Origin of the sequence: Bacillus sp. FSL P2-0069 (assembly GCF_038593315.1) — a bacterium.
Lineage (GTDB): Bacteria > Bacillota > Bacilli > Bacillales > Bacillaceae > Bacillus > Bacillus safensis.
On the sequence record NZ_CP151984.1, the window covers coordinates 1,205,578 to 1,226,869 of the forward strand.

The window sequence follows — 21,292 nt, forward strand, 5'->3', positions numbered from 1 at the left end:
TTAGGAACTGACCTGCTTAGATTCAAATTGTGTTAATGTGACCTGCTTTGTTTCTTGTTTTCCGTTTCGAATGAGGGTGATGCTCACGGTGTCTCCTACTTTTGCATTCGTGTATAGCTCGTGACGTAATTCACTGCCAGTTTTGATTTGTTTCCCATTGATGCCGGTAATGACATCCTCTGACTTTAAGCCAGCTTTGGCGGCAGGTGAACCTGCGGCGATATCTTTGACATACACGCCTTGATTGAGCTGACTGCTTTTAAGTCCGAGAGTTTCTTTTTGATACACATTTGGAACTTGTTCGAGATCCAGCATGCTGATGCCGATATATGGACGTTCAATTTTTCCTTTTGCGAGAAGCTGATCAGCGATTGGTTTGACATCATTGATTGGCAGTGCGAACCCAATGCCTTCAACACCTGTTTCAGAGATTTTCATACTCGTGATCCCCACAACCTTTCCGTCTGTCGTCAGAAGCGGGCCTCCGCTGTTACCTGGGTTAATGGCTGCATCTGTTTGAATAACATTAATGCTGCTTTCGCCTGCTGATGTGTTCATAGAGACTGTTCGGTCGACACCGCTGACAATTCCTTGTGTCACCGTTCTTGAAAGATCTTCACCAAGCGGGTTTCCGATCGCAATGACGGTTTCTCCAGCACGCAGTGAGGAGGAATTGCCTAATGCCGCAACCTTCGTCACATGACTGCTGCTAATTTCCACAACGGCTAAGTCAGTGAGCGGATCAGCTCCAACCAGTTTTCCTTCAATGGTTTTGCCATCGTGTAAGGATACGGTTAGTTTATTTGCCCCTTCAATGACGTGGTTGTTTGTTAAGACATAGGCTTTATTGCCTGATTTTTTGAAAATCACTCCTGAGCCTGTACCGGTTTCTTCCTCTTGACTGCTTTTGTTTTGCTGTGATTCATCGAAAGGCGTATTGAAATCGCCAAAGCTCGTGTCTGTTTGAGTTTGTGCTTGGTAGTTTGTAATGCCGACGATAGCTGGTGATACATTTTCGACCATACTGGAGATGCTGCTTGATGAATTTGATGTTTGGACGGCTGTTGTTTTTGACGAATTCGTGTGATTTGTCGATACTGCTTCAGTTTTCGCTGCTGAATCATTTGCGGTGCTGTCTGATGAATGCTGAGCATATGGCGTAAGAACGTAGACACCTAACGCTAATGTACCGCCTACAACACCGCTGACAAATGGCTTAAACCAGCCGTTTGGCTTTTTCTGCTTTTGAGGTTGTTCAATTGTTTGTTTGTCATCTTTGTGCTGTGTCAATTCAATCACTCTCTTTCAATGATTTTTTCATGTATGTGTTTGGGTGTTTTACCGTATGTGGTGGGGACTGACTTTATCGTATGAAAAAAGTGTGGGATAAAAATGAAAACATTGTGGGAAATTGTTAAAATAAGTAGTGAATCTAAGCAAGATAGAGGAGATTAAACTGTGGAGACAATTGGAATCATTGGATATGGAAGTATGGCTGATATGATGGTGCAAAAGTGGCTGGAAAATGGGGTGCTGGATGCTCATCAAATCATGATCCATACAAGAAGTGAAACGGAGCGCCTTCATCAGCTCAAAGAAAAGCACCAAGAAATCAACATTTGTTCATTAGACGAACTTTCTGCGTCATGTGATATATTGTTTGTCTGCGTGCCGCCGCTTGCTGTACTAAATGTTCTGGATCAGCTGCCTTCTAAAGGGAGAGCGGTACATATTGTGTCAGTAGCAGCAGCTGTGACATTAGAAAAGTTACAGGCGCATACAGCGCAGCCAGTATCCAGATACATTCCAACGCTCACGTCAGCTGTTGGGACAGGCGTATCTCTTGTTGCGCATGGTGCAGCCGCAGGACGTGAGGACAAGGAGCGTTTGCACCGGCTGCTTTCAGCTTTTAGCATCGTCAGGGAAGTAGAGGAAGACTGGTTTGATGCGGCGAGCAATTTGACAAGCTCATCTCCTGGTTTTATCGCTGCTCTTTTTGAAGAAATGGCAAAAGCGGCTGTGAGAAATAGTGATCTTTCCTTAGAGGAAGCGAATGAATTTTTAACGTATGCCCTTTTAGGAACTGGCCAGATCCTCGTAGAACGAGGCCTAACCTTTGCTGAAACTGTCGATAGAGTGGCGACAAAAGGGGGAATTACAGGAGAAGGTGCTGAGGTCATTCAACAGCAGGCACCTCAGATGTTTGATGATTTATTTACACAAACCATGAAGAAATATGAACAGCTGAAATCTCAGATTAACGAAGCGGATAAACACCACTAAAGACATAGTTAGTGGTGTTTTATTTGTTAAAAAAATCCTTTCTAAAAAAGCCATTTGACCTGTATTATCTGAGTCTAAACTCCTTATTTTCGGACATTGTATTGAAAAATCAATCAAGTTCTCATATAATTTTTTAGAAAATTTAGAAAAATATGCACAAATTTTATGTTTAATTAAAGGGGGATGGGAATGAAGCTCTATCTATCTGTCGATATGGAGGGAATTACTGGTCTAGCTGATCATACATTTGTTGATTCACGCCAGCATAACTATGAGCGTGGCAGACGCATTATGACTGGTGAAGTGAACGCCTGTGTAGAGGCGCTTGTCCAGCATGGTGCCACCGACATTTTGGTCAATGACAGTCATTCTAAAATGAATAATCTTTTGATCGAAGAGCTGCATGAAGAGGCAGTTCTCATATCAGGTGACGTAAAGCCTTATTCAATGGTGCAAGGATTGGATCAAACTTATGATGCAGCTGTTTTTTTAGGCTATCATGCAAGGGCATCAATGAAAGGTGTGATGTCACACAGTATGATTTTTGGGGTCAGACATTTTTACATAAATGATCATCCAATTGGTGAAATGGGCTTTAATGCGTATGTGGCAGGCTACTATGGTGTGCCGGTGATTCTTGTTTGCGGGGATGATCAAGCAGCACTTGAGGCAGAAAAGCTGATGCCTGGTGTGAAAACAGTGGCAGTGAAAGAAACCATCTCAAGATCTGCTGTGAAATGCTTACCTCCAGCCAAAGTCAATCAACAAATCTCGCAGCAAGTGGAAGCCGCGATGAAACAGATTGATCAAATGAAGCCGCTGACGCCTCCTGATCAGCCGCTGCTTAAGATTGAGTTTGCCAATTATGGACAAGCTGAATGGGCGAATTTAATGCCCGGTACTGCCATCATAGAAGGAACAACGACGGTGACGTACCAGGCAGACAATATATTAGAAGCCTATCAAGCAATGCTTGTCATGACAGAGCTTGCCGCACGTACAACATTTTGTTAAGTGAGGGGGAGACAGCAGATGGCCAGCTTTTTGCTCAAGCGTTTTATTGCGATGATTGCTACGATCTTAACGATTACGACTTTAACGTTTATTTTAATGAAGGTCATCCCAGGATCGCCTTTCAATGAAGAACGAAATACAAACGAAACCGTCCAGCGAAACCTCGAAAGCTACTATCACTTAGACGAACCACTCTATGTTCAATATGTCATCTATTTAAAATCCATTGTTACCTTTGATTTTGGTCCTTCCATTAAAAAGCCTTCTGAAAGTGTCAATGATTTATTGGCGAGAGGCTTCCCAGTCTCATTAGAACTTGGTCTTATCTCAATATTGATTGCTGTTATCTCTGGCATCCTGCTAGGGGTTATGGCTGCCCTCCGGCATAATGGTTTGATTGATTACATCGCCATGACGATTGCTGTATTCGGTATATCCATTCCAAACTTTATCTTTGCTACCTTATTAATTCAGCAGCTTGCTGTCAATTTGAAGCTCTTTCCTACAGCGATGTGGACAAGTCCAATGCATATGGTGCTGCCTACAATCGCCCTTGCTGTCAGCCCAATGGCCATTATTGCCAGGTTAACGAGATCGAGCATGATTGAAGTGCTGTCGCAAGACTATATCCGTACGGCCAAAGCAAAAGGACTTTCTCCCTTTAAAATTGTATTTAAACATGCGCTTCGGAATGCCCTTTTACCCGTTGTGACCATTCTTGGAACACTTGTCGCAAGTATTTTAACAGGAAGTTTTGTCATTGAAAAAATATTTGCCATTCCTGGAATGGGAAAATACTTTGTCGAGAGCATAAACAATCGTGATTATCCTGTCATCATGGGAACCACTGTTTTTTACAGCATTATTTTAATCACACTTCTCTTCATTGTCGATGTGGCGTATCGTCTCCTTGATCCAAGGATTCAGCTGCATCAGAAAGGAGGAAAGGCATGAGTATACACCTTCAGCATGATCCACCGAACAGGCATCCTGAAGTGCCGGACGAATGGTTTTCTCCACGAGAGCAAAAGAAAACAGAAACCCATGCCATTAAAAGACCCTCTCTTTCCTATTGGGCAGATACATGGAGGCGGCTGAAGCAAAATAAGCTTGCGATGTTTAGTCTATCGGTTCTGATTTTTCTTTTTGTCATGGCAGTCTTAGGTCCATTGCTTGCACCAAATAGTGTGACAGAGCAGCGTCTTTCGATGCAAAATCTGCCGCCCTCAGCTGCTCACTGGTTTGGAACAGATGAGCTTGGGCGAGATGTGTTTACTCGTACTTGGTACGGAGCACGCATTTCGTTATTTGTGGGTGTCATGGCAGCCTTGATTGATTTTGCCATCGGTGTGATTTATGGGGGCATAGCCGGCTATAAAGGCGGACGCTATGACCATGTCATGATGCGGATTGTCGAGGTGCTCTACGGACTTCCTTATTTACTTGTCGTCATTTTATTGATGGTGCTCATGGGGCCAGGGCTTGTCACCATTATTGTAGCGCTCACTGTCACCGGATGGATTGGAATGGCAAGAATTGTGAGAGGTCAGGTTCTTCAGCTGAAAAGCCAGGAATATGTCCTTGCCTCAAAGACCTTTGGTGCCAAAAGCCTGCGGATCATTCGCCGCAACCTGCTGCCGAATACGATGGGGCCGATTATCGTCCAAATGACCCTGACTGTGCCGACCGCGATATTTGCTGAAGCGTTCCTAAGCTTTCTCGGTTTAGGTATTCAAGCACCGTTTGCAAGCTGGGGCGTGATGGCCAATGATGCTTTGCCGACTGTGCTGTCAGACAATGGACATTGGTGGCGTTTATTTTTTCCAGCATTTTTTATTTCACTCACGATGTTTTGCTTTAACAATTTAGGTGATGGCTTGCAAGATGCGCTTGATCCAAAGATGAAGAGGTGATGGCGCTTTGAAAAAAGTTCTACAAATCATCGATCTGCACGTCAGCTTTCGGACATACGGCGGTTCAGTTCAAGCAGTACGCGGAGTGAATGTCGATGTATATGAAAAAGAAACCTTAGCCATTGTGGGAGAATCAGGCTGCGGGAAAAGTGTGACATCACAAAGCATTATGAGGCTTCTGCCTGCATACAGCGCGCATGTCGATCAGGGAGAAATCTGGTTTCAAGACCGCAACTTGCTGTCATTATCTGAAAAAGAAATGCGCGCCATACGAGGTGTCGATATTTCGATGATCTTCCAAGATCCGATGACGGCACTGAACCCTACCTTGACAATAGGGGATCAGCTGATGGAGGCGGCGAAGGAGCATCAAAAGCTGACGAAAAAAGAAGTGAAAGAAGCTGCCATACAGATGCTTGATTTGGTTGGTATTCCGCAGCCGAAGGAGAGATTAAAGCAATACCCGCACCAATTCAGCGGGGGAATGAGGCAGCGGCTCATGATTGCCATGGCACTGATTTGTGAGCCAAAGGTGCTGATCGCAGATGAACCGACGACCGCGCTGGATGTGACCATACAGGCACAAATTTTAGAACTGTTTAAAGAGATTCAGAGGAAAACAGGGGTTACCATTATCTTAATCACACACGACTTAGGGGTCGTAGCCCAAGTTGCCGACCGGGTAGCAGTCATGTACGGAGGGAAAATGGTTGAAACCGGAACAAGGCAAGATATTTTTTACAGTCCGCAGCATCCTTATACAAAAGGACTCCTGCAATCCGTTCCAAGACTTGATATGAAAGATGAACTGATTCCGATTGAAGGAAGCCCGCCTGATTTATTTGCACCGCCAAAGGGCTGTCCGTATACCGATCGCTGCCCGGCTGCCATGAAAGTGTGCGATCATATCATGCCGCACGAAACGCAGCGGTCACCTACTCATACAGTGCATTGCTGGCTCCAGGATGAGCGAGCGAACCAAGCGATGTTATCTTCAATACAAAGGGGGAGTTTTTGATGAGGAAAAAAGGGTGGATCATCAGTATTTGTTTGTTTATCATCATGTTGCTCGCTGGATGTACAGCCAATGAGCAAGCAGGTAAAGGATCATCAAGCAACAAGGATGAAAAGAAAGTATTAACCTTAAATAACGAAAACGAACCGACGTCATTTGACCCGCCGATTGGTTTTAATAATGTATCGTGGCAAGGTCTGAATAACTTAATGGAGGGATTAACAAGACTGAATGAAAAGCACGAACCATCTCCTGCAATGGCGGAAAAATGGGAAATTTCAGAGGATGGAAAAACGTACACATTTCATTTAAGAGACGGCATCAAGTGGTCGAACGGTGATCCAGTGAAAGCGAGTGACTTTGAATATGCGTGGAAGCGTCTGCTTGATCCGAAAACAGGCTCTTCTGCATCGTTCTTAGCTTACATGATTGAAGGCGGAGAGGCATTTAACAGCGGAAAAGGAAAGAAAGAGGATGTAAAAGTCAGTGCTGAAAATGACAAAACGCTAAAGGTCACACTGGCATACCCGCAGAAATCGTTCTTAAATATGACCGCAAACCCTGCCTTTTTCCCTGTCAATGAGAAGGTAGCAGAGAAGGATCCAAACTGGGCAAAGGATGCCAAAACCTTTGTTGGGAATGGACCGTTTCAGCTGACAGAATGGAAGCATGATGAGAGCTTCACTATGGAAAAAAGTGAGACGTATTGGGACAAAAAATCAGTCAAGCTGGATCAGGTAAAGTGGCTGATGATCAGCGATCGAAACACTGATTATCAAATGTATCAATCGGGAGATTTAGATACTGCCTTCGTCCCAGCAGAACAAAGTGAAAATTTGCTGAAAAATAAAGATGTACAAATTGAAGATCAGGCTGGACTGTTCTTTTATCGTCTGAATGTGAACATGGAACCTTTTCAAAATAAGAACATTCGCAAAGCCTTTCAAATGGCGATCAATCCGCAAGATATCGTGGATTATGTCACGAAAAATAAAGAGAAGCCAGCCCGCGCCTTCGTTTCACCGGGGATTTTAGATTCAAAGGGTGAGGATTTCAGAGAAGCTGGCGGTGATCTTGTCAAACAAGATACGAGTGAAGCTGCAAAACTATTAGAAAAAGGGCTGAAAGAAGAGAACTATTCAAAGCTGCCGCCCGTCACATTGACATATAGTACAAAGCCTGAGAACAAGAAAAAAGCTGAAGCCATCCAGCAGCAATTAAAAGAAGCGCTGGGTGTGGACGTGAAGCTTGCAAACATGGAAGCCAATGTATTTGCAGAAGATCAAAAGGCACTGAAATTCCAATTCTCGCAAAGTTCATTTTTAGCAGACTATGCAGATCCGATTAATTTCCTAGAGAGCTTTCAAACAGGGAATGCGATGAACCGGACTGGATGGTCAAACGACACCTATGATCAGCTGATGAAAAAGGCGAGAAAGGAAGCAGATGAACAAAAAAGAAACAGCATCCTTCATGAGGCAGAGGCACTTCTCATTGAAGAAGCACCGATCATTCCAATTCATTTTTATAACCAAGTTCATTTGCAAAAAGAGGGCGTGAAGGGAATTGTCCGCCACCCTGTTGGGTATATCGATTTGAAATGGGCACAAGTAGATGGAGAGTAATTGAAGGGAATGAGGGACACGGACGTTTTGAACAAAAGCGTCTCAGCACGCGGACAAACCCTCGCATTCTTTGTCAGTCCTGCGCTTCGGTGCTCATGAATGTCAAATTCGCTCCGCTCCGATGCTCGCCCTTCCTAGGGCTGCAAAGGTTTTCAGGTCACGCTGAATAGAAGTCAAAGGGCTAAAATAAAGATCATTTTAGCCCTTTGTCAACAATATGGGACGCTTTGAACAAAGCGTCTGTTCCTTTATTTGTTCATGTTATGGAGAAAATGCCCATAGATTGTAAGAAATAAAGAGAAAGAGGGGATTGGCATGAACCAGCTGCCAGCGGCGCTTCAAACAGGGGATACGGTGGGGATTATCGCACCAGCAAGTCCGCCTGATGAATTGAAATTAGCAAAAGGGATTGCCTTTTTAGAGAGCCTTGGGCTAAAGGTGAAAAAAGGGAAGTATCTCGATTCCCGGTACGGGTATTTAGCAGGGCGTGATCATGAAAGAGTGGAAGATCTTCATGGCATGTTTCAAGATCCAGAAGTCAAAGCAGTTATTTGTGCCTGCGGAGGGTACGGAACTGGAAGACTTGCGGAAGTCATTGATTATGACCTCATTCGCCGGAATCCAAAAATCTTTTGGGGTTATAGTGACATTACGTTTTTACATACGGCCATCCAGCAGCAGACCGGTCTTGTGACCTTTCATGGTCCAATGCTTTCCTCTGATGTGGGGCTTGAAGAGGTCCATCCGTATACGAAGGATACCTTTTTGCAGCTGTTCACGCCGAAGGCCTTTACGTATACGCATCACTTGTCACCTCTTCATACCTTCTACCCCGGCACCGTTTCAGGTGACATCATAGGAGGGAACCTTGCTCTCATCGTGACAACACTTGGTACACCTTTTGAAATTGATACGAAGGGAAAGCTGTTGTTCATTGAAGATATTGACGAAGAGCCTTATAAAATCGATCGTATGATGCAGCACCTCACCTCTGCTGGAAAATTGGATGATGCGGCTGGATTCATCATTGGAGATTTTCATCAATGTGAACCAAAAAAGAAAGACCAGTCCTTAACCTTGGAACAGCTGTGGGAAACCTATATTGTGCCGCAAAAGAAACCCGCACTCGGCGGTTTTCGGATCGGTCATTCATCACCGAACTTTGCCTTTCCGATGGGCGTGCAGGCTGCACTAGATGCCGCAGGGAAAAAACTGCACATTTCTCCAGGCGTTGCAGCGAAAGAGGCGATCAAATGAAAATTGTCGATGTTCGTACATGCAGAACAAGTGTACCGCTAAAAAAGCCTTTCAAAACCGCTTTAAGAACGGTGTATGACGCAGCATCTCTGATCGTTATCATCACATATGATCAAGGTGATGTCAGCTACGGAGAGGCAGTTCCCACATCGGTGATTACAGGAGAAACGCTGGAAAGCATCGACTATGCCATCTGTGAAGTGATCAGACCCATTTTGCTCGGGGCTTCCTTGGCAGAGTATGAACAAATCTTTTCTGCTATGAACCGCGTGCTCGCAAGCAACACAAGCGCAAAAGCTGCAATCGATATGGCCATTTATGATGGCTTAGCAAAGCAGGCAGGACTTCCGCTTTATCAATACCTTGGCGGATATCGTCATCAGCTCGAAACCGACTATACGGTCAGTGTAAACCGGCCGCTTGAGATGGCAGAAGATGCGAAGCAATACGCAGCTGAAGGTTTTCAGACGTTAAAGATCAAAGTAGGAAAAGATGATATACACACGGACATTCAGCGGATCAAACGGATTCGAGAAAAAGTCGGACCGGATATTCAGATCAGGCTCGACGCCAATCAGGGCTGGACATGGAAGGAAGCGATCACAGCCATTCGAAAAATGGAAGCGCTGAATATTGAACTAGTAGAACAGCCAGTGCCGAAAGAAGATATCGAAGGTCTGCGCCGTGTGACAGAAGCAGTTGATCCATTGATCATGGCAGACGAAAGCATTTTCAGTTTTCATGATGCAATTAAGGTGCTTGAAACGAGAAGCTGTGATCTGATCAATTTAAAATTAATGAAATCAGGCGGCATAAAAGAAGCATTAAAAATCAATGCCCTTGCCGAAGCATACGGTGTTCAGTGCATGGTTGGCAGCATGATTGAGTCAAAGCTTGGCATTACAGCAGCGGCACATTTCGCCGCAAGCCAGCCGAATATCACCCGCTGCGATTTTGATGCCCCGCTTATGCTGAAAGAGGACATGATAGACGGAGGAATCGTGTACAAAGGAAAAGATATATTTTTACCGCTGCATCATGGGTTAGGCATTCAAGGGGTGAAAGGAGTCTCATGATGATATACGAATCAAAGGTTCCAGTCGCTAACGTATGGACAGCGCCGCAGTCTCCCCGAGAAATCGATCGAAAGGTACTTCAGGACTCCATCAACATCAAAGAATGGATTGACCAGCAAACATATGAAGAAAAGCTGGCTTTATGTGAAGAAAATTTGATTCAATCTCAAGTACTGCTCGGCGGACGAGTGATTGGATTAGAAGAGACAGATGGCTTGATGAAAGTCGTCATTCCGCAGCAGGCCAGCCGGAAACATCCGCAAGGCTATCCAGGCTATATACCTGCTGAGCAATTAAAACAAGTAACAGAGGGAAGTGCGTCAGCTGCATCTCTTATCGTTTGTCAGAAAAAAGCCACACTCTATCAAAACGGGGAACCTGATATGGAGATTAGCTTTTTAACAGAGCTGGCAGCCGCCAAAGAAACAGATGATCAATTTCATGTTGTCACCCCATTAGGAATAAGAGAAATCAACAAAGCGGATGTACGCCCAGTATCGCAAGCTTTCTCTATGACCGGCAAAGATGTCGTAAACGCAGGAAAACAATTTATTGGCCTTTCTTATTTATGGGGAGGCATGAGCAGCTTTGGCTATGATTGTTCAGGCTTTGCTTACAGCATGTACAAAGCGTGCGGATATCTTTTGCCGAGAGACGCAAGTGACCAAGCAGTTCAAGGAACGCCGGTTACATCAAGCCATTTAGAACAAGGTGACTTGCTGTTTTTTGCAAATGAAAACGGAAAGGGAGCGGTCCGCCATGTAGGGATCTACGCTGGGGACGGGATGATGCTTCATTCGCCTAAAACCGGCAGACAAATTGAGCTTCTTTCCCTTTCTGGCACTTCATATGAAAAGGAATGGGCAGGTGCAAGGCGGTATTTACCAAGTGAGAGGAGGAGCGAACATGACAGTTGAACCACTTTTACAAGTAAACAACCTCAAAAAACATTTTCATCTATCGAAAGGGAGAACCTTAAAAGCGCTGGATGGTGTCTCTTTTCAGCTGAAACAAGGTGAAACCTTTGGTCTCGTTGGTGAGTCTGGCTGCGGCAAATCCACACTTGGAAAAGTGCTCATGCGTCTTTATGAACCTACAGATGGTGAAGCCTTATATGAAGGGAAAAGTCTTCACCACCTTTCTAAAAAAGAATCATTTGATTTCAACCGGCAAATGCAAATGGTCTTTCAAGATCCGTATTCGTCGTTAAATCCAAGACTGTCAGTAAAAGATATTATGCTTGAGCCAATGGAGATTCATCAGCTTTATGGCAGTCAAAAGAAAAGGATTGCCCGCGTGAAAGAACTGCTCGAAGCGGTAGGATTAAGCTATGATTTTGCTACCCGCTATCCGCACGAATTTAGCGGAGGACAGAGGCAGAGAATCGGCATTGCAAGAGCACTTGCCTTAGCGCCAAAGTTTATTGTGGCAGATGAGCCGATTTCTGCACTAGACGTCTCCGTTCAAGCGCAGGTCGTGAATCTGCTGAAAAAACTGCAAAAAGAGGAAGGATTAACATTTCTGTTTATTGCACATGACTTGTCAATGGTGAAATATATTAGTGACCGGATCGGTGTGATGTATTTAGGCCATCTCGTCGAGTTGACGACAAGCGATGCATTATATCAAACACCGCTTCACCCATATACACAAGCCTTGCTGTCTGCAATCCCCATTCCAGATCCTGACGTAGAGGACAAGCGCAAAAGGTTTATTTTAAAAGGAGAAATTCCAAGTCCAGTGAACCCGCCAAGCGGCTGTGTATTTCGAACAAGATGTCCTGCCGCGATGGATGTGTGTGCTGAAAAAAAGCCGGCATTACAAGCGGTGGAAGAAGGACATGAAGTCGCCTGTCATTTATATAATAGAAAATAGGATAAGCTAGACAAAAGCCAGCAAGTAGACAAGCTGTTCTACATGCTGGCTTTTTTAATAGATGAACGCCGAATAGGCAATGTGCAGCATCTGAAAGAGCCGCCAGATTTAATAATTTCAGAAAAATCCACTTCAATAACGGTGTATCCGTGAGCGGTTAACGCAGCATTTGTTTCTTGGTTGCTGGGCAAGCTGATCACTTTTTTCTGCCCAATGGATAAAACATTTGGTCCAAGTGTGAATTGCTCTTGTTCGCTGATTTCAATCAAATCATAATACGTTTTGAGCAGCTGGAGATCCTTTTGCTTAAACGCTTCAGGATAAATGATGATCTCGTTATGAGACAGAATATTCATCACACAATCAAGATGCAAAATGTGAGGAGGAAGGTGAATCGGAATGATGTCATGATCAGGCAGTTCCTTTTTGAGCTGATAGATAGCGGCTGGACTGGTTCTTTTGCTCGTGCCAACAAACACACGGTTCTGATCTACAAGCACATCGCCGCCTTCAATCGTTCCGTCTGTCAAAGTGACAGCTGACCACCCTTTTGCGTGTGCCCATTCTTTTAGGTATTGTTCTTCCCCTTGCCGAACCGGAGCGGCCATACTTGAAACAAACAGTGTATGTCCAATCGTAAACCCAATATCCCGAGTGAAGACTTGCTCAGGGAAGCGGTCATTCGCCGGGAGCAGGATGGGCCGTACTTGATTCTCTTTAAGGGTTTGGATCAATTGCTTATGCTGAGCGACTGCTTTCATTTGAGAAATATTTTCTTTCGCAAAATGTTTCTGGGTTTCGTTAATAATTTGTTTGATTTCCATATAAATAGGACTGCATAAAAGAACTTCTTCTAAATCGTCGTATTCACTCATGCATTGGGGCATTTTGTATAATTGCTCTGCTCTCATAGAATCCATCAAATGGCCTCCTTGTTCATTCATAGTTCTATTATTCCTTCTTCTAGCCATGGTTGAAACATTTCCGAAAGAAAATCTCTCACATAAGACTAAAGCAAAAAGTTTAGACAAACCTAAAAGAATAGTGTTTAATAAAAGTCGTTCCGCATCCACGAAAACAGCAAGAAGGAGCTATGATGATGAGTGAAGAAAATTTCAAATACTGCAAGGAATCGAAAGTTGTTAAAACCAGCAGGGTGTTTCCTCTTGATACGAATAACCACCAAACGTTATTTGGCGGGAAATTAATGAGTTATATAGATGACATTGCCTCCATCTCGGCTGCAAGACACAGCCGCAGTGAAACGGTCACAGCTTCAATGGATTCTGTTGACTTTTTAGAGCCGATTGGACAAAAGGAGTCCGTATGCTTGGAATCCTATGTCACATGGGTGGGCACGTCTTCTATGGAAGTGTTCGTCAAAGTCATTAAAGAAAACTTGATGTCTGGAGAGCGCAGACTCGCAGCAACTTCATTTCTGACATTTGTCTCATTAGATGAAAACGGAAAGCCTAAACGAGTCCCGCAGGTGATGCCGGAAACAGAGGAAGAGATCATGCTTCATCAAACAGCGAAGCAGCGGGCAGAGGAAAGAAAAAGCCGCCGAAAGCATAGTAAGGCGCTTGCTGACGCACTTGGGACAGATAAGCCTTGGGCGTAAAAATCACCCTTTAAGCGGTGATTTTTTTCTGTGTCAGTATCTTGCATGGCAAGATAGTGTGTGGTAAGATGAAGCTATCTTGTGATGCAAGGTACTGGAATCGGAGGAACAATCATGACAACATCCACACAAATGCTAAAAGGAATTTTAGAAGGCTGCCTGCTGTCGATTATTTCTGAGGGCGAAATTTATGGGTATGAAATGACGAAGAAGCTCGCGCATTATGGGTTTGATCAAATAAGTGAAGGCAGTATCTATCCGATTTTGCTGCGTATGCAAAAGGAACAGCTGGTGACCACCGTCACAAAAGCGTCAGCGACCGGCCCGAAAAGGAAATACTATACGCTCACACAAGCGGGAGAACAAGCGCTCACAGAGTTTATTGACCGCTGGAATGAGCTTTCAAAAAATGTAAACCGCTTATTACAAAAAGGGAAGTGAGATTATGGTATCAAAAGAAACAAGACACATTCTACTAGAGCTGCAACTTTATCTCATATCAAAGGGAAAAAATCAGGGTGAAATCGATGAGCTGATGGACGAACTGACAGCACATGCGGTTGAGGCTGAAAAAGATGGGAAAACAGGTGAGGATGTGTTCGGTGGAGATCCGCGGGGCTATGCTGATGAACTGGCAAAAGAGCTGTCAGGGAATCATAAAGACTGGGTGCCATTCGTCAGTGCTTTCTTAATTGGATCGCTTTTTTACATGATTTTAGCAGATGCAATCAGCCAAAACTTATCCTATTCTTGGTTTGCTTTGATTGGATATCCGCTCGTTTTAGTGGCCAATGTCATCATGATCATTGTGATGTTTAGAGCGTCCGCTTTTCAAACAAGCAGCCGGGTATTTCTCTACTTTTGGATGTTAGGAATCTTTCAGCTGACAGCGATGGTCACAATCAAACTATTGGATCAAAAAGTCGGCACACCACTACTTGTCCTTACTTCTGGTCAAAGGTGGGGCGTCATTTTGCTCATGCTGCTATGTATCGTTGTATTTAATGCAATCTTAAAGGCGAATGTCGTTTCATTGATTCCGATTATCTTTTTCGGACCGCAGCTCATCTTCGAATGGATTGGCTGGACGTCACCAAGTGTGATTTTGCTGCAAAGTCTGCTATCTATTGTGATTTTAATAGGGCTTATATTCATTGTACTGCGCCGGACAAATAAGAAAAATGAAAATACGAATGTAAACTGAGCACATCCTATCCGATGTGCTTTTCTTTTTCTAAAAAAATGTAGAAATGGAATTGTCTTTTTCATTACAATGGGGAGAGGACAAAAATGAAAAGGGGTTCTGTTTTTGGATATTGTATGGGGATATGTACTCGTTTTTGTATTGGCTGCCTTGCCTTTTTTTGAAGTGATTGGTGTCGTTCCATTCGCAATCTTAAGTGGGCTGCATCCTGTGACAACGGCTGTGATTGGATTCATCGGCAACTTTTTGACAGTCTTGCTTCTCATTGTGTTCGTGGACCGGTTTAAAGCGTGGTGGTTAAAAAGAAAAGAGGAAAAAGGTGATGAAAAAGGAGAGAAAAAGCAGCTGCGGGCGAGAAAAATTTGGGAACGATACGGTCTGCCTGGGTTAGCACTCATAGGACCTTTTATCATCGGCAGTCATTTAGCAGCCTTGATGTGCATGAGCTTTGGAACGAAAAGAAAGCAAGTCGCGGTGTGGATGACTGTCAGTTTAATGATGTGGACAGCGCTGGCTGCAAGTTTAACCGGTGCGGGCTTCCATTACTTTGCCCCAGATTCAAATGGATTGTTCGGAGATATTTTTAGCAAGTAAAAAAGGGGGGATCATCAATGACAGTTCAAACAAGAACAGTATTTGAAACAGAGCGCCTGAAACTGAGAACGATGAATGAACATGATGCGTCATTTTTATATGACGAGCTGTTCCAGGATGAAGAAGTGATGAAGTATTATCCTTCTTTGAAGGATGAACAGCAGACAAAAGAGTGGATTGCATGGAATCAAAAAAATGACCGCATGTACCACACCTCGCTATGGATCATTGAAGATAAAGAAACAAATGAACGACTTGGACAAAGCGGCATTGTCCTGCAAAACATTGAAGGACAAACCGAGCTTGAGATTGGCTATATGCTAAAGAAAGCGGCGTGGGGGAATGGCTATGCTGCTGAGGCTGCAAAAGGCTGCCTTACCTATGGATTTGAAGAAATGAAGGTCAGACGGATGGTCAGCCTAATTCGTCCTGAGAATGAAGCGTCGGTGAAGGTCGCTTTAAAAATGGGCATGAAAAAAGAAAAAACCATTTCAAAATGGGACCAAATCATTGATGTATACAGCATCACCCGTAACGGAGAAAACGGCTCGCTTACCGAATAAGCAGAGCCGTTTTTTTATGCACGCTGTTCTAACTGAAGCAAATATTTCTTCCGTTCAATCCCTCCGCCGTAGCCTCCAAGCTCACCACTTGTTTGAATTACGCGGTGGCAGGGAATGATAATCGCCAATTGATTGGCACCATTTGCATTACCGACAGCACGAACCAAATGCGGATCGCCTAGTTTCGTGGCTAGATCTCGATAGGATCTCGTTTCGCCTGCTGGAATGCGTGAGAGCTGGTCCCACACCTTCATTTGAAAAGGGGTGCCATGTAAAGAAAGCGGTACAGTAAACTTGGTCAGCTTTTTCTCAAAATATAAGGCCAATTCCTTTGCTAATTGCTGATGGACGTTTGTTTCTCCAACTAAAATGCGGGCATGATGCTTCTTTCTTAATGTTTCAATTTCTTTTTCGAGTCCCCGCCTGTCCATAAACTCCAGTAAATACACATGTGTGGCATCTGTCACACTCATCATCCGCCCGATCGGTGTGGAAATAAAATTAGCATAGAGAATGTGAATCTGCGCTTTTTTAGGGGGATTTCCCATGATTTTCGTAAATGCATCATTGAAGGCACTTGAAGATTCATAGCCGAAAGTGACCTGCTGATCGATTACTTTTTTTCCGTTCAAAATTTCTTTAAAGGCAAGTCCCATTCGGCGTGATCTTGCATATTGAACAAAGGTCATGCCGTAAATGTCTTTAAACTTTCTTCGAGCTGTGGCAGAGTGAATCCCTAATTGGCGGAAGTCCTCTTCCTTCCAGCGTTTCTCAGGATTTTTTTCTACTGCTGAAACGAGTGTTTTGACTTCTTCAGGAATGCTGTTAGGGTATGTTAATGGTGTGCAGCGCTTGCACGGGCGATACCCTGCCAGTAGTGCTTCCTCCGCTGTAAAGAAAAACTCACAGTTTTCAAATTTTGGCTTTCTGGCCGTACATGTGGCATGACAGAAGATACCGGTTGTCTTAATACAGGCAAAGAATGTGCCGTCATATTGCGGATTCTTGTCAACAAGTGCTTGATAAAATTCATGTTTTTGTTCATCGGTCATCATCATATGAAGCCACCTCTTGATTTTCTATAAAATGTTTTTCAGCATTGTTTGGGGTACGACGGATGATCTGTAAATACATCATCCTAAAGTTGGACGTTCATCGCATCAATCTGATTTCATTATATCAGCGATGTGATCATTGACGTATCCGTGCTTTAAGGAACAATCAAGCATCATAAACATGTCAATCTCCTCCTTTTCTCATTCCTGTTTTAGTTCATATACTTTAGTTGCTTCTGTTTCATTTCTTCATAAAATGCTTCAACTTCTTGTTCGTAAAGTACGGTCTCCATGTCCTTGTATTTACGCTTGATCGTCAATGTCATAAAAAATAAATGGATTGTCATATACGCTCATTTCCCTTCAGTCCGCTTCACGCGAAACAGCCCGCAAAGCTTCTTTATCAGTTGACCTGCTTCTAACACTTAGTATACGGCGGTTCCATAAAAATTCTTTCGAAAAATGAACAAGTATATTTGCATGTGGAAAGCAAAGCGGTAGACCGGTATTTCGGGGTGTGATACAATTTTGACACACAGAATCTGCTTTAAGTCAGATCTGCTTATTAAGAAATGGTTTTCTAGGGTTCCGTGCGGGTGGCGCAGTCTGGACCGAGAGAAAACACATAGGGTCTAGACAATAGACCGTATGGACACGGAGGGATAAAAGCCCGGGAGATTTGATCAAACGATCGATTTCCGGGCTTTTTTTATTGCTTGGAATCGTTCAGAAAGGAAGAGAATCGGATGAAATGGGGAAATGTATTGATTGCAGCCATCTTTGAAGTTGGCTGGGTGATGGGGTTGAAATATGCTGACTCTTTATTGGAATGGGCCGCAACCATCGTTTGTATTGTCGTGAGCTTTTATTTACTCCTGAAAGCCACCACTGTATTGCCAGTTGGCACACTTTATGCCGTTTTCACCGGACTTGGGACAGCAGGTACTGTCATAGTAGGTATGGTACTGGGAGAGCCAGTACAGCTGGTGAAATTACTTTTAATCATGGTGCTTTTAAGTGGTGTATTAGGGCTTAAACTAACCACAGGTGAAAAGAAAGGAGAGACTGAATCATGAGCTGGCTTTTACTCATTGGTGCAGGCATTTTAGAAATGCTTTGTGTCACCATGATGAATCAATTCCAGAAAGACCGGCATGTCAAATGGATTTTATTCATTGCAGCTGGATTTTCGCTGTCCTTTCTCATGCTCTCTCTTGCGATGAATACAATTCCGATGGGAACGGCATACGCCATTTGGACTGGCATTGGAGCTGCTGGAGGAGCCATTGTCGGCATGCTGTTTTACGGTGAGTCGAAGGACGCAAAACGTATATTCTTTATCGCACTGATTTTATCTGCGGCGGTCGGGTTAAAAATCATTGAATAAGAAAAGGCTGTCATCTATCTGCCAGCCTCAGCATGTAGACAAACCCACACATTCTTTGTCAGGCCTGCAATGGTTTTCTATCACGCTGAAAAAGAAGAAAAAGGGCTAAAATAAAAATCATTTTAGCCCTTTTTTGTTACATCGAATGATGATTGGAATCGTTTTCATTTTTGCGGTAAAGCTGACTCACTAGAAGAAAACAGACACCAAATGTGAGCAAAGGAATGAGTCTCTCACCGGCCATAAAAAGATAAATACCTGTGATCAGACATACGATGCCGAGCCAAAAGCTCACTTTACCAAACAAAGTCATGCTTTTCATCTCCATCACTCCTTTTGTGATAAAAGGTCTACTCACATTATATCACGCTAGGTGCAGAATTGAATGAATATTCAATAAAAAATGGACTCTTCATTGCTTTTTCTCTTTCCAGTCCAGTATAATATTTCATTAGAATGAAAACGCAAATGAGGTCATGATACATGAGAACATTGATTACAGAGAAACTTGAATTACACAGACAAAAGCACGAGCAAAAAGGCAGATTACTTGTCAGCTGCCCAGATCAGCCTGGTATTGTATCAGCTGTTTCTTCCTTTTTATTTGAGCACGGAGCGAACATCATTGAATCGAGCCAATACACAACCGATCATGAAAGCGGCAGGTTCTTTTTAAGAATTGAATTTGATTGGAAAGACATCTCGGCGAATATGGATCAATTGAAAAATAGTTTTGAGCCAATCGCAGCATCATTTCAAATGACGTGGAGCATGTCGCGTGCAAGTGAGCTTAAAAAACTGGCAATCTTTGTCTCAAAAGAGCTTCATTGTCTGCATGAGCTTCTGTGGGAATGGCAAAGCGGAAATTTAATGGCTGAAATCGCAGTTGTGATCAGCAATCATGAAACGGCAAAAGATACAGTAGAATCGCTTGGAATCCCATTCCATTTTGTAAAGGCGAACAAAGACATTCGCAAAGAAGCTGAAAAAGAGCAGCTCGCCTTATTAGAAGAGTACGATATTGATGTGGTTGTGCTTGCTAGATACATGCAAATTTTAACGCCTGGATTCATTGAAGAGCATCCGAACAAAATCATTAATATTCATCATTCCTTCCTGCCAGCGTTTATTGGTGCAAACCCATACAAGCGGGCATATGAGCGGGGAGTCAAATTAATTGGTGCGACTTCTCATTATGTCACCAATGATTTAGACGAAGGCCCGATCATTGAACAGGATATTGAGCGGGTCGATCACCGGGATGATGCGGAAGCCCTAAAAAATATTGGCCGGACAATTGAGCGCAGTGTGCTTGCACGTGCTGTCAAATGGCACCTTGAAGATCGCATTATTGTTCATGAGAATAAAACGATTGTCTTTAATTGACCGCTTGACTTTTCTTTAGCAATTGGTGATAATATAAAAAAATTAACGAGCGTTGAAAAGGAATAGTAAGCAGGAACTGATGCGTAAAGAGAGCAAATGATGTGCTGAAACATTTGCCGCAGACAGCTGCTGAACCTGCCCTTTGAGCCTTAGAGGAAAAATCTAAGCGCGTGCCTGGCGTTACAGGAGTTGAGTGGAATAAGCAGATCGCATGCTTATTCAATGAAGGTGGTACCACGGAAAATCCCTTTTCGTCCTTTACATAAGGAGAAATAGGGATTTTTTTGTGCCTAAAGGTATAGCGGAGGGAATCAAGGATGAAAAAGCAAAGGATCGTCATAAAAATTGGCAGCAGTTCATTAACAGAGCAAAAAGGAGCCATTGATGAACAAAAGATGCAGGATCATGTAAGAGCCATAGCAAAGCTCAAAGAAGCAGGTCATGAAATCATTTTAATTTCATCAGGAGCCGTTGCAGCAGGGTTTGGCAGTTTAGGCTATCCATCAAGACCTGTGACCTTAAAGGGGAAACAGGCAGCTGCCGCCGTTGGACAGGGTTTGTTAATGCAGAAATATACAGAGCTTTTTTCACAGTTTCATATGACACCTGCTCAAATGCTTTTAACACGTAATGATTTTTCAGATCGAACAAGATATCGAAATGCGTACGCAACGATGATGGAGCTGCTTGAAAGAAAAATCTTGCCGATCATAAACGAAAATGATTCAGTCTCCATCGAGGAGCTTACCTTTGGGGATAATGACATGCTGTCAGCTCTTGTCAGTGGATTAATCCATGCAGACCAATTGATCATATTAACAGACATCAATGGCATTTATGATGCAAATCCAAATGAGCATCCTGAGGCGAAGCGATTTGATGTCCTGACCCACATTTCAGAAGAATTGTTTTCATATGCAAAGAGCACCGGTTCAAAGGTTGGAACAGGCGGAATGAAATCGAAGCTCTCAGCTGCACAAACGGCACTTTCACTTGGCGTGAAAGTCTTCATTGGCACAGGCACTGGGGAAGACAAGCTGCTTCGCATACTTGCGGGTCAAGGCGACGGAACGTATATCGGTGAACAGGATTTATCAGCTGTGAACAACCGCCGTCAATGGATTCAATTCCACTCACCGGTCTCTGGGAAGATCATGATTGATGCAGGAGCGGAAGCGGCGATTTTGCATAATGGCAGAAGCCTTCTTCCGGCAGGAGTTATTGATGTCGCTGGTGACTTTTCTAAAGGAGAAGTCGTAGAAGTCGTCGGTCCAAACGGATTAGTTGGTAAGGGACAAACCTTGTACGCCTCCGACGAGCTTCTCGGCATTAAAGGAATGCGAAGTGACGAGCTTGCAAAAGAGAAGCCTGAGGTCATACACCGAGATCACTGGGTACAGCATGTACAAAACTGAGGAGGGAAT

General features: G+C 43.7%; 24 protein-coding genes, 1 riboswitch and 1 other annotated feature. Of the genes, 19 read left to right on the plus strand and 5 right to left on the minus strand.

Features of this window, described 5'->3' with window-relative positions:
* On the minus strand, positions 1–1,290 hold the full coding sequence (locus NSQ34_RS06085; protein WP_268456761.1) for a trypsin-like peptidase domain-containing protein: 1,290 nt from the start codon (positions 1,288–1,290) through the stop codon (positions 1–3).
* A 168-nt stretch (positions 1,291–1,458) separates the two neighbouring features.
* Here NSQ34_RS06085 and proG point away from each other — a divergent pair, with 168 nt between their 5' ends.
* The 10 genes from proG to NSQ34_RS06135 all read left to right on the plus strand — a co-directional run bounded on the left by proG (position 1,459) and on the right by NSQ34_RS06135 (position 12,058).
* Complete coding sequence (gene proG, locus NSQ34_RS06090; RefSeq protein ID WP_268456760.1) at positions 1,459–2,283, plus strand: pyrroline-5-carboxylate reductase ProG; 825 nt, start codon at positions 1,459–1,461, stop codon at positions 2,281–2,283.
* Positions 2,284–2,472: 189 nt separating this feature from the next.
* Positions 2,473–3,297, plus strand: coding sequence for a M55 family metallopeptidase (locus tag NSQ34_RS06095; protein WP_025092296.1), 825 nt, complete (start codon positions 2,473–2,475; stop codon positions 3,295–3,297).
* Between the two features lie 18 nt (positions 3,298–3,315).
* A complete protein-coding gene (locus NSQ34_RS06100; protein WP_024424621.1) occupies positions 3,316–4,251 on the plus strand; it encodes an ABC transporter permease in 936 nt (311 codons plus the stop codon).
* On the plus strand, positions 4,248–5,210 hold the full coding sequence (locus NSQ34_RS06105) for an ABC transporter permease (protein ID WP_046310708.1): 963 nt from the start codon (positions 4,248–4,250) through the stop codon (positions 5,208–5,210). The genes NSQ34_RS06100 and NSQ34_RS06105 overlap by 4 nt, the downstream gene beginning before the upstream one ends.
* 7 nt (positions 5,211–5,217) lie before the next feature.
* On the plus strand, positions 5,218–6,228 hold the full coding sequence (locus NSQ34_RS06110) for an ABC transporter ATP-binding protein (protein ID WP_268456758.1): 1,011 nt from the start codon (positions 5,218–5,220) through the stop codon (positions 6,226–6,228).
* The gene (locus NSQ34_RS06115) at positions 6,228–7,850 is read left to right on the plus strand and encodes a peptide ABC transporter substrate-binding protein (protein ID WP_041116388.1); all 1,623 of its coding nucleotides are present in this window, start codon (positions 6,228–6,230) and stop codon (positions 7,848–7,850) included. Before NSQ34_RS06110 ends, NSQ34_RS06115 begins: the two co-directional genes overlap by 1 nt.
* Positions 7,851–8,165: 315 nt before the next feature.
* Positions 8,166–9,107: an LD-carboxypeptidase gene (locus NSQ34_RS06120; protein WP_041116390.1), complete on the plus strand. Its 942-nt coding sequence runs from the start codon at positions 8,166–8,168 to the stop codon at positions 9,105–9,107.
* On the plus strand, positions 9,104–10,183 hold the full coding sequence (locus tag NSQ34_RS06125) for a dipeptide epimerase (protein ID WP_024426798.1): 1,080 nt from the start codon (positions 9,104–9,106) through the stop codon (positions 10,181–10,183). The genes NSQ34_RS06120 and NSQ34_RS06125 overlap by 4 nt, the downstream gene beginning before the upstream one ends.
* A complete protein-coding gene (locus NSQ34_RS06130) occupies positions 10,183–11,100 on the plus strand; it encodes a C40 family peptidase (protein WP_268456757.1) in 918 nt (305 codons plus the stop codon). Before NSQ34_RS06125 ends, NSQ34_RS06130 begins: the two co-directional genes overlap by 1 nt.
* Positions 11,090–12,058 carry an oligopeptide/dipeptide ABC transporter ATP-binding protein gene (locus NSQ34_RS06135; protein WP_024426800.1) on the plus strand — a complete coding sequence of 323 codons (969 nt, stop codon included), beginning with the start codon at positions 11,090–11,092 and terminating at the stop codon, positions 12,056–12,058. Before NSQ34_RS06130 ends, NSQ34_RS06135 begins: the two co-directional genes overlap by 11 nt.
* Before the next feature lie 38 nt (positions 12,059–12,096).
* On the opposite strand, the gene NSQ34_RS06140 is transcribed toward NSQ34_RS06135, so the two are convergent.
* On the minus strand, positions 12,097–12,978 hold the full coding sequence (locus NSQ34_RS06140; RefSeq protein WP_135031937.1) for a dimethylarginine dimethylaminohydrolase family protein: 882 nt from the start codon (positions 12,976–12,978) through the stop codon (positions 12,097–12,099).
* 179 nt (positions 12,979–13,157) lie between these two features.
* On the opposite strand from NSQ34_RS06140, the gene NSQ34_RS06145 reads away from it, so the two are divergent.
* The 5 genes from NSQ34_RS06145 to NSQ34_RS06165 all read left to right on the plus strand — a co-directional run bounded on the left by NSQ34_RS06145 (position 13,158) and on the right by NSQ34_RS06165 (position 16,040).
* Complete coding sequence (locus NSQ34_RS06145) at positions 13,158–13,679, plus strand: acyl-CoA thioesterase (RefSeq protein ID WP_008346212.1); 522 nt, start codon at positions 13,158–13,160, stop codon at positions 13,677–13,679.
* Positions 13,680–13,793: 114 nt separating this feature from the next.
* Positions 13,794–14,120 carry a PadR family transcriptional regulator gene (locus tag NSQ34_RS06150; protein WP_024424630.1) on the plus strand — a complete coding sequence of 109 codons (327 nt, stop codon included), beginning with the start codon at positions 13,794–13,796 and terminating at the stop codon, positions 14,118–14,120.
* Positions 14,121–14,124: 4 nt separating this feature from the next.
* Positions 14,125–14,883 (plus strand): hypothetical protein, encoded by a 759-nt coding sequence (locus NSQ34_RS06155; protein WP_198456772.1) that lies wholly within the window; start codon positions 14,125–14,127, stop codon positions 14,881–14,883.
* 105 nt (positions 14,884–14,988) lie between these two features.
* Positions 14,989–15,477 carry a small multi-drug export protein gene (locus NSQ34_RS06160; RefSeq protein ID WP_025092307.1) on the plus strand — a complete coding sequence of 163 codons (489 nt, stop codon included), beginning with the start codon at positions 14,989–14,991 and terminating at the stop codon, positions 15,475–15,477.
* A 17-nt stretch (positions 15,478–15,494) separates the two neighbouring features.
* On the plus strand, positions 15,495–16,040 hold the full coding sequence (locus NSQ34_RS06165; RefSeq protein WP_024424633.1) for a GNAT family N-acetyltransferase: 546 nt from the start codon (positions 15,495–15,497) through the stop codon (positions 16,038–16,040).
* A gap of 14 nt (positions 16,041–16,054) precedes the next feature.
* On the opposite strand, the gene NSQ34_RS06170 is transcribed toward NSQ34_RS06165, so the two are convergent.
* On the minus strand, positions 16,055–17,098 hold the full coding sequence (locus NSQ34_RS06170) for a trifunctional transcriptional activator/DNA repair protein Ada/methylated-DNA--[protein]-cysteine S-methyltransferase (RefSeq protein WP_025092309.1): 1,044 nt from the start codon (positions 17,096–17,098) through the stop codon (positions 16,055–16,057).
* Positions 17,099–17,307: 209 nt separating this feature from the next.
* A complete protein-coding gene (locus NSQ34_RS06175; RefSeq protein WP_073204910.1) occupies positions 17,308–17,442 on the minus strand; it encodes a YrzI family small protein in 135 nt (44 codons plus the stop codon).
* 222 nt (positions 17,443–17,664) lie between these two features.
* Positions 17,665–17,774, plus strand: a riboswitch (guanidine-I (ykkC/yxkD leader).
* A gap of 67 nt (positions 17,775–17,841) precedes the next feature.
* On the opposite strand from NSQ34_RS06175, the gene NSQ34_RS06180 reads away from it, so the two are divergent.
* On the plus strand, positions 17,842–18,171 hold the full coding sequence (locus tag NSQ34_RS06180; protein WP_025092310.1) for a multidrug efflux SMR transporter: 330 nt from the start codon (positions 17,842–17,844) through the stop codon (positions 18,169–18,171).
* Positions 18,168–18,482, plus strand: a complete 315-nt coding sequence (locus NSQ34_RS06185) for a multidrug efflux SMR transporter (RefSeq protein ID WP_024424636.1) — start codon at positions 18,168–18,170, stop codon at positions 18,480–18,482. The genes NSQ34_RS06180 and NSQ34_RS06185 overlap by 4 nt, the downstream gene beginning before the upstream one ends.
* Positions 18,483–18,618: 136 nt before the next feature.
* Here NSQ34_RS06185 and NSQ34_RS06190 read toward each other — a convergent pair whose 3' ends face one another.
* On the minus strand, positions 18,619–18,804 hold the full coding sequence (locus NSQ34_RS06190; RefSeq protein ID WP_024424637.1) for a hypothetical protein: 186 nt from the start codon (positions 18,802–18,804) through the stop codon (positions 18,619–18,621).
* Between the two features lie 161 nt (positions 18,805–18,965).
* Here NSQ34_RS06190 and purU point away from each other — a divergent pair, with 161 nt between their 5' ends.
* Positions 18,966–19,868 (plus strand): formyltetrahydrofolate deformylase, encoded by a 903-nt coding sequence (purU, locus tag NSQ34_RS06195; RefSeq protein ID WP_024424638.1) that lies wholly within the window; start codon positions 18,966–18,968, stop codon positions 19,866–19,868.
* A 43-nt stretch (positions 19,869–19,911) separates the two neighbouring features.
* Positions 19,912–20,130 (plus strand) — a binding site (T-box leader).
* 55 nt (positions 20,131–20,185) lie between these two features.
* Positions 20,186–21,283 (plus strand): glutamate 5-kinase, encoded by a 1,098-nt coding sequence (proB, locus tag NSQ34_RS06200; RefSeq protein ID WP_024424639.1) that lies wholly within the window; start codon positions 20,186–20,188, stop codon positions 21,281–21,283.
* Positions 21,284–21,292 lie beyond the last annotated feature (9 nt).

What these genes read in the sequence shown, in the direction of transcription:
- NSQ34_RS06130 (WP_268456757.1), top strand. Translation starts at nt 10,183, where the DNA reads ATGATATACGAATCAAAGGTTCCAGTCGCTAACGTATGGACAGCGCCG.
- NSQ34_RS06100 (WP_024424621.1), top strand. Translation starts at nt 3,316, where the DNA reads ATGGCCAGCTTTTTGCTCAAGCGTTTTATTGCGATGATTGCTACGATC.
- NSQ34_RS06135 (WP_024426800.1), top strand. Translation starts at nt 11,090, where the DNA reads ATGACAGTTGAACCACTTTTACAAGTAAACAACCTCAAAAAACATTTT.
- NSQ34_RS06175 (WP_073204910.1), bottom strand. Translation starts at nt 17,442, where the DNA reads ATGACAATCCATTTATTTTTTATGACATTGACGATCAAGCGTAAATAC.
- NSQ34_RS06165 (WP_024424633.1), top strand. Translation starts at nt 15,495, where the DNA reads ATGACAGTTCAAACAAGAACAGTATTTGAAACAGAGCGCCTGAAACTG.
- NSQ34_RS06140 (WP_135031937.1), bottom strand. Translation starts at nt 12,978, where the DNA reads ATGGATTCTATGAGAGCAGAGCAATTATACAAAATGCCCCAATGCATG.
- NSQ34_RS06115 (WP_041116388.1), top strand. Translation starts at nt 6,228, where the DNA reads ATGAGGAAAAAAGGGTGGATCATCAGTATTTGTTTGTTTATCATCATG.
- NSQ34_RS06120 (WP_041116390.1), top strand. Translation starts at nt 8,166, where the DNA reads ATGAACCAGCTGCCAGCGGCGCTTCAAACAGGGGATACGGTGGGGATT.
- NSQ34_RS06170 (WP_025092309.1), bottom strand. Translation starts at nt 17,098, where the DNA reads ATGATGATGACCGATGAACAAAAACATGAATTTTATCAAGCACTTGTT.
- NSQ34_RS06155 (WP_198456772.1), top strand. Translation starts at nt 14,125, where the DNA reads ATGGTATCAAAAGAAACAAGACACATTCTACTAGAGCTGCAACTTTAT.
- purU (WP_024424638.1), top strand. Translation starts at nt 18,966, where the DNA reads ATGAGAACATTGATTACAGAGAAACTTGAATTACACAGACAAAAGCAC.
- NSQ34_RS06150 (WP_024424630.1), top strand. Translation starts at nt 13,794, where the DNA reads ATGACAACATCCACACAAATGCTAAAAGGAATTTTAGAAGGCTGCCTG.
- NSQ34_RS06095 (WP_025092296.1), top strand. Translation starts at nt 2,473, where the DNA reads ATGAAGCTCTATCTATCTGTCGATATGGAGGGAATTACTGGTCTAGCT.
- NSQ34_RS06145 (WP_008346212.1), top strand. Translation starts at nt 13,158, where the DNA reads ATGAGTGAAGAAAATTTCAAATACTGCAAGGAATCGAAAGTTGTTAAA.
- NSQ34_RS06190 (WP_024424637.1), bottom strand. Translation starts at nt 18,804, where the DNA reads ATGAAAAGCATGACTTTGTTTGGTAAAGTGAGCTTTTGGCTCGGCATC.
- NSQ34_RS06125 (WP_024426798.1), top strand. Translation starts at nt 9,104, where the DNA reads ATGAAAATTGTCGATGTTCGTACATGCAGAACAAGTGTACCGCTAAAA.
- NSQ34_RS06185 (WP_024424636.1), top strand. Translation starts at nt 18,168, where the DNA reads ATGAGCTGGCTTTTACTCATTGGTGCAGGCATTTTAGAAATGCTTTGT.
- NSQ34_RS06180 (WP_025092310.1), top strand. Translation starts at nt 17,842, where the DNA reads ATGAAATGGGGAAATGTATTGATTGCAGCCATCTTTGAAGTTGGCTGG.
- NSQ34_RS06105 (WP_046310708.1), top strand. Translation starts at nt 4,248, where the DNA reads ATGAGTATACACCTTCAGCATGATCCACCGAACAGGCATCCTGAAGTG.
- proB (WP_024424639.1), top strand. Translation starts at nt 20,186, where the DNA reads ATGAAAAAGCAAAGGATCGTCATAAAAATTGGCAGCAGTTCATTAACA.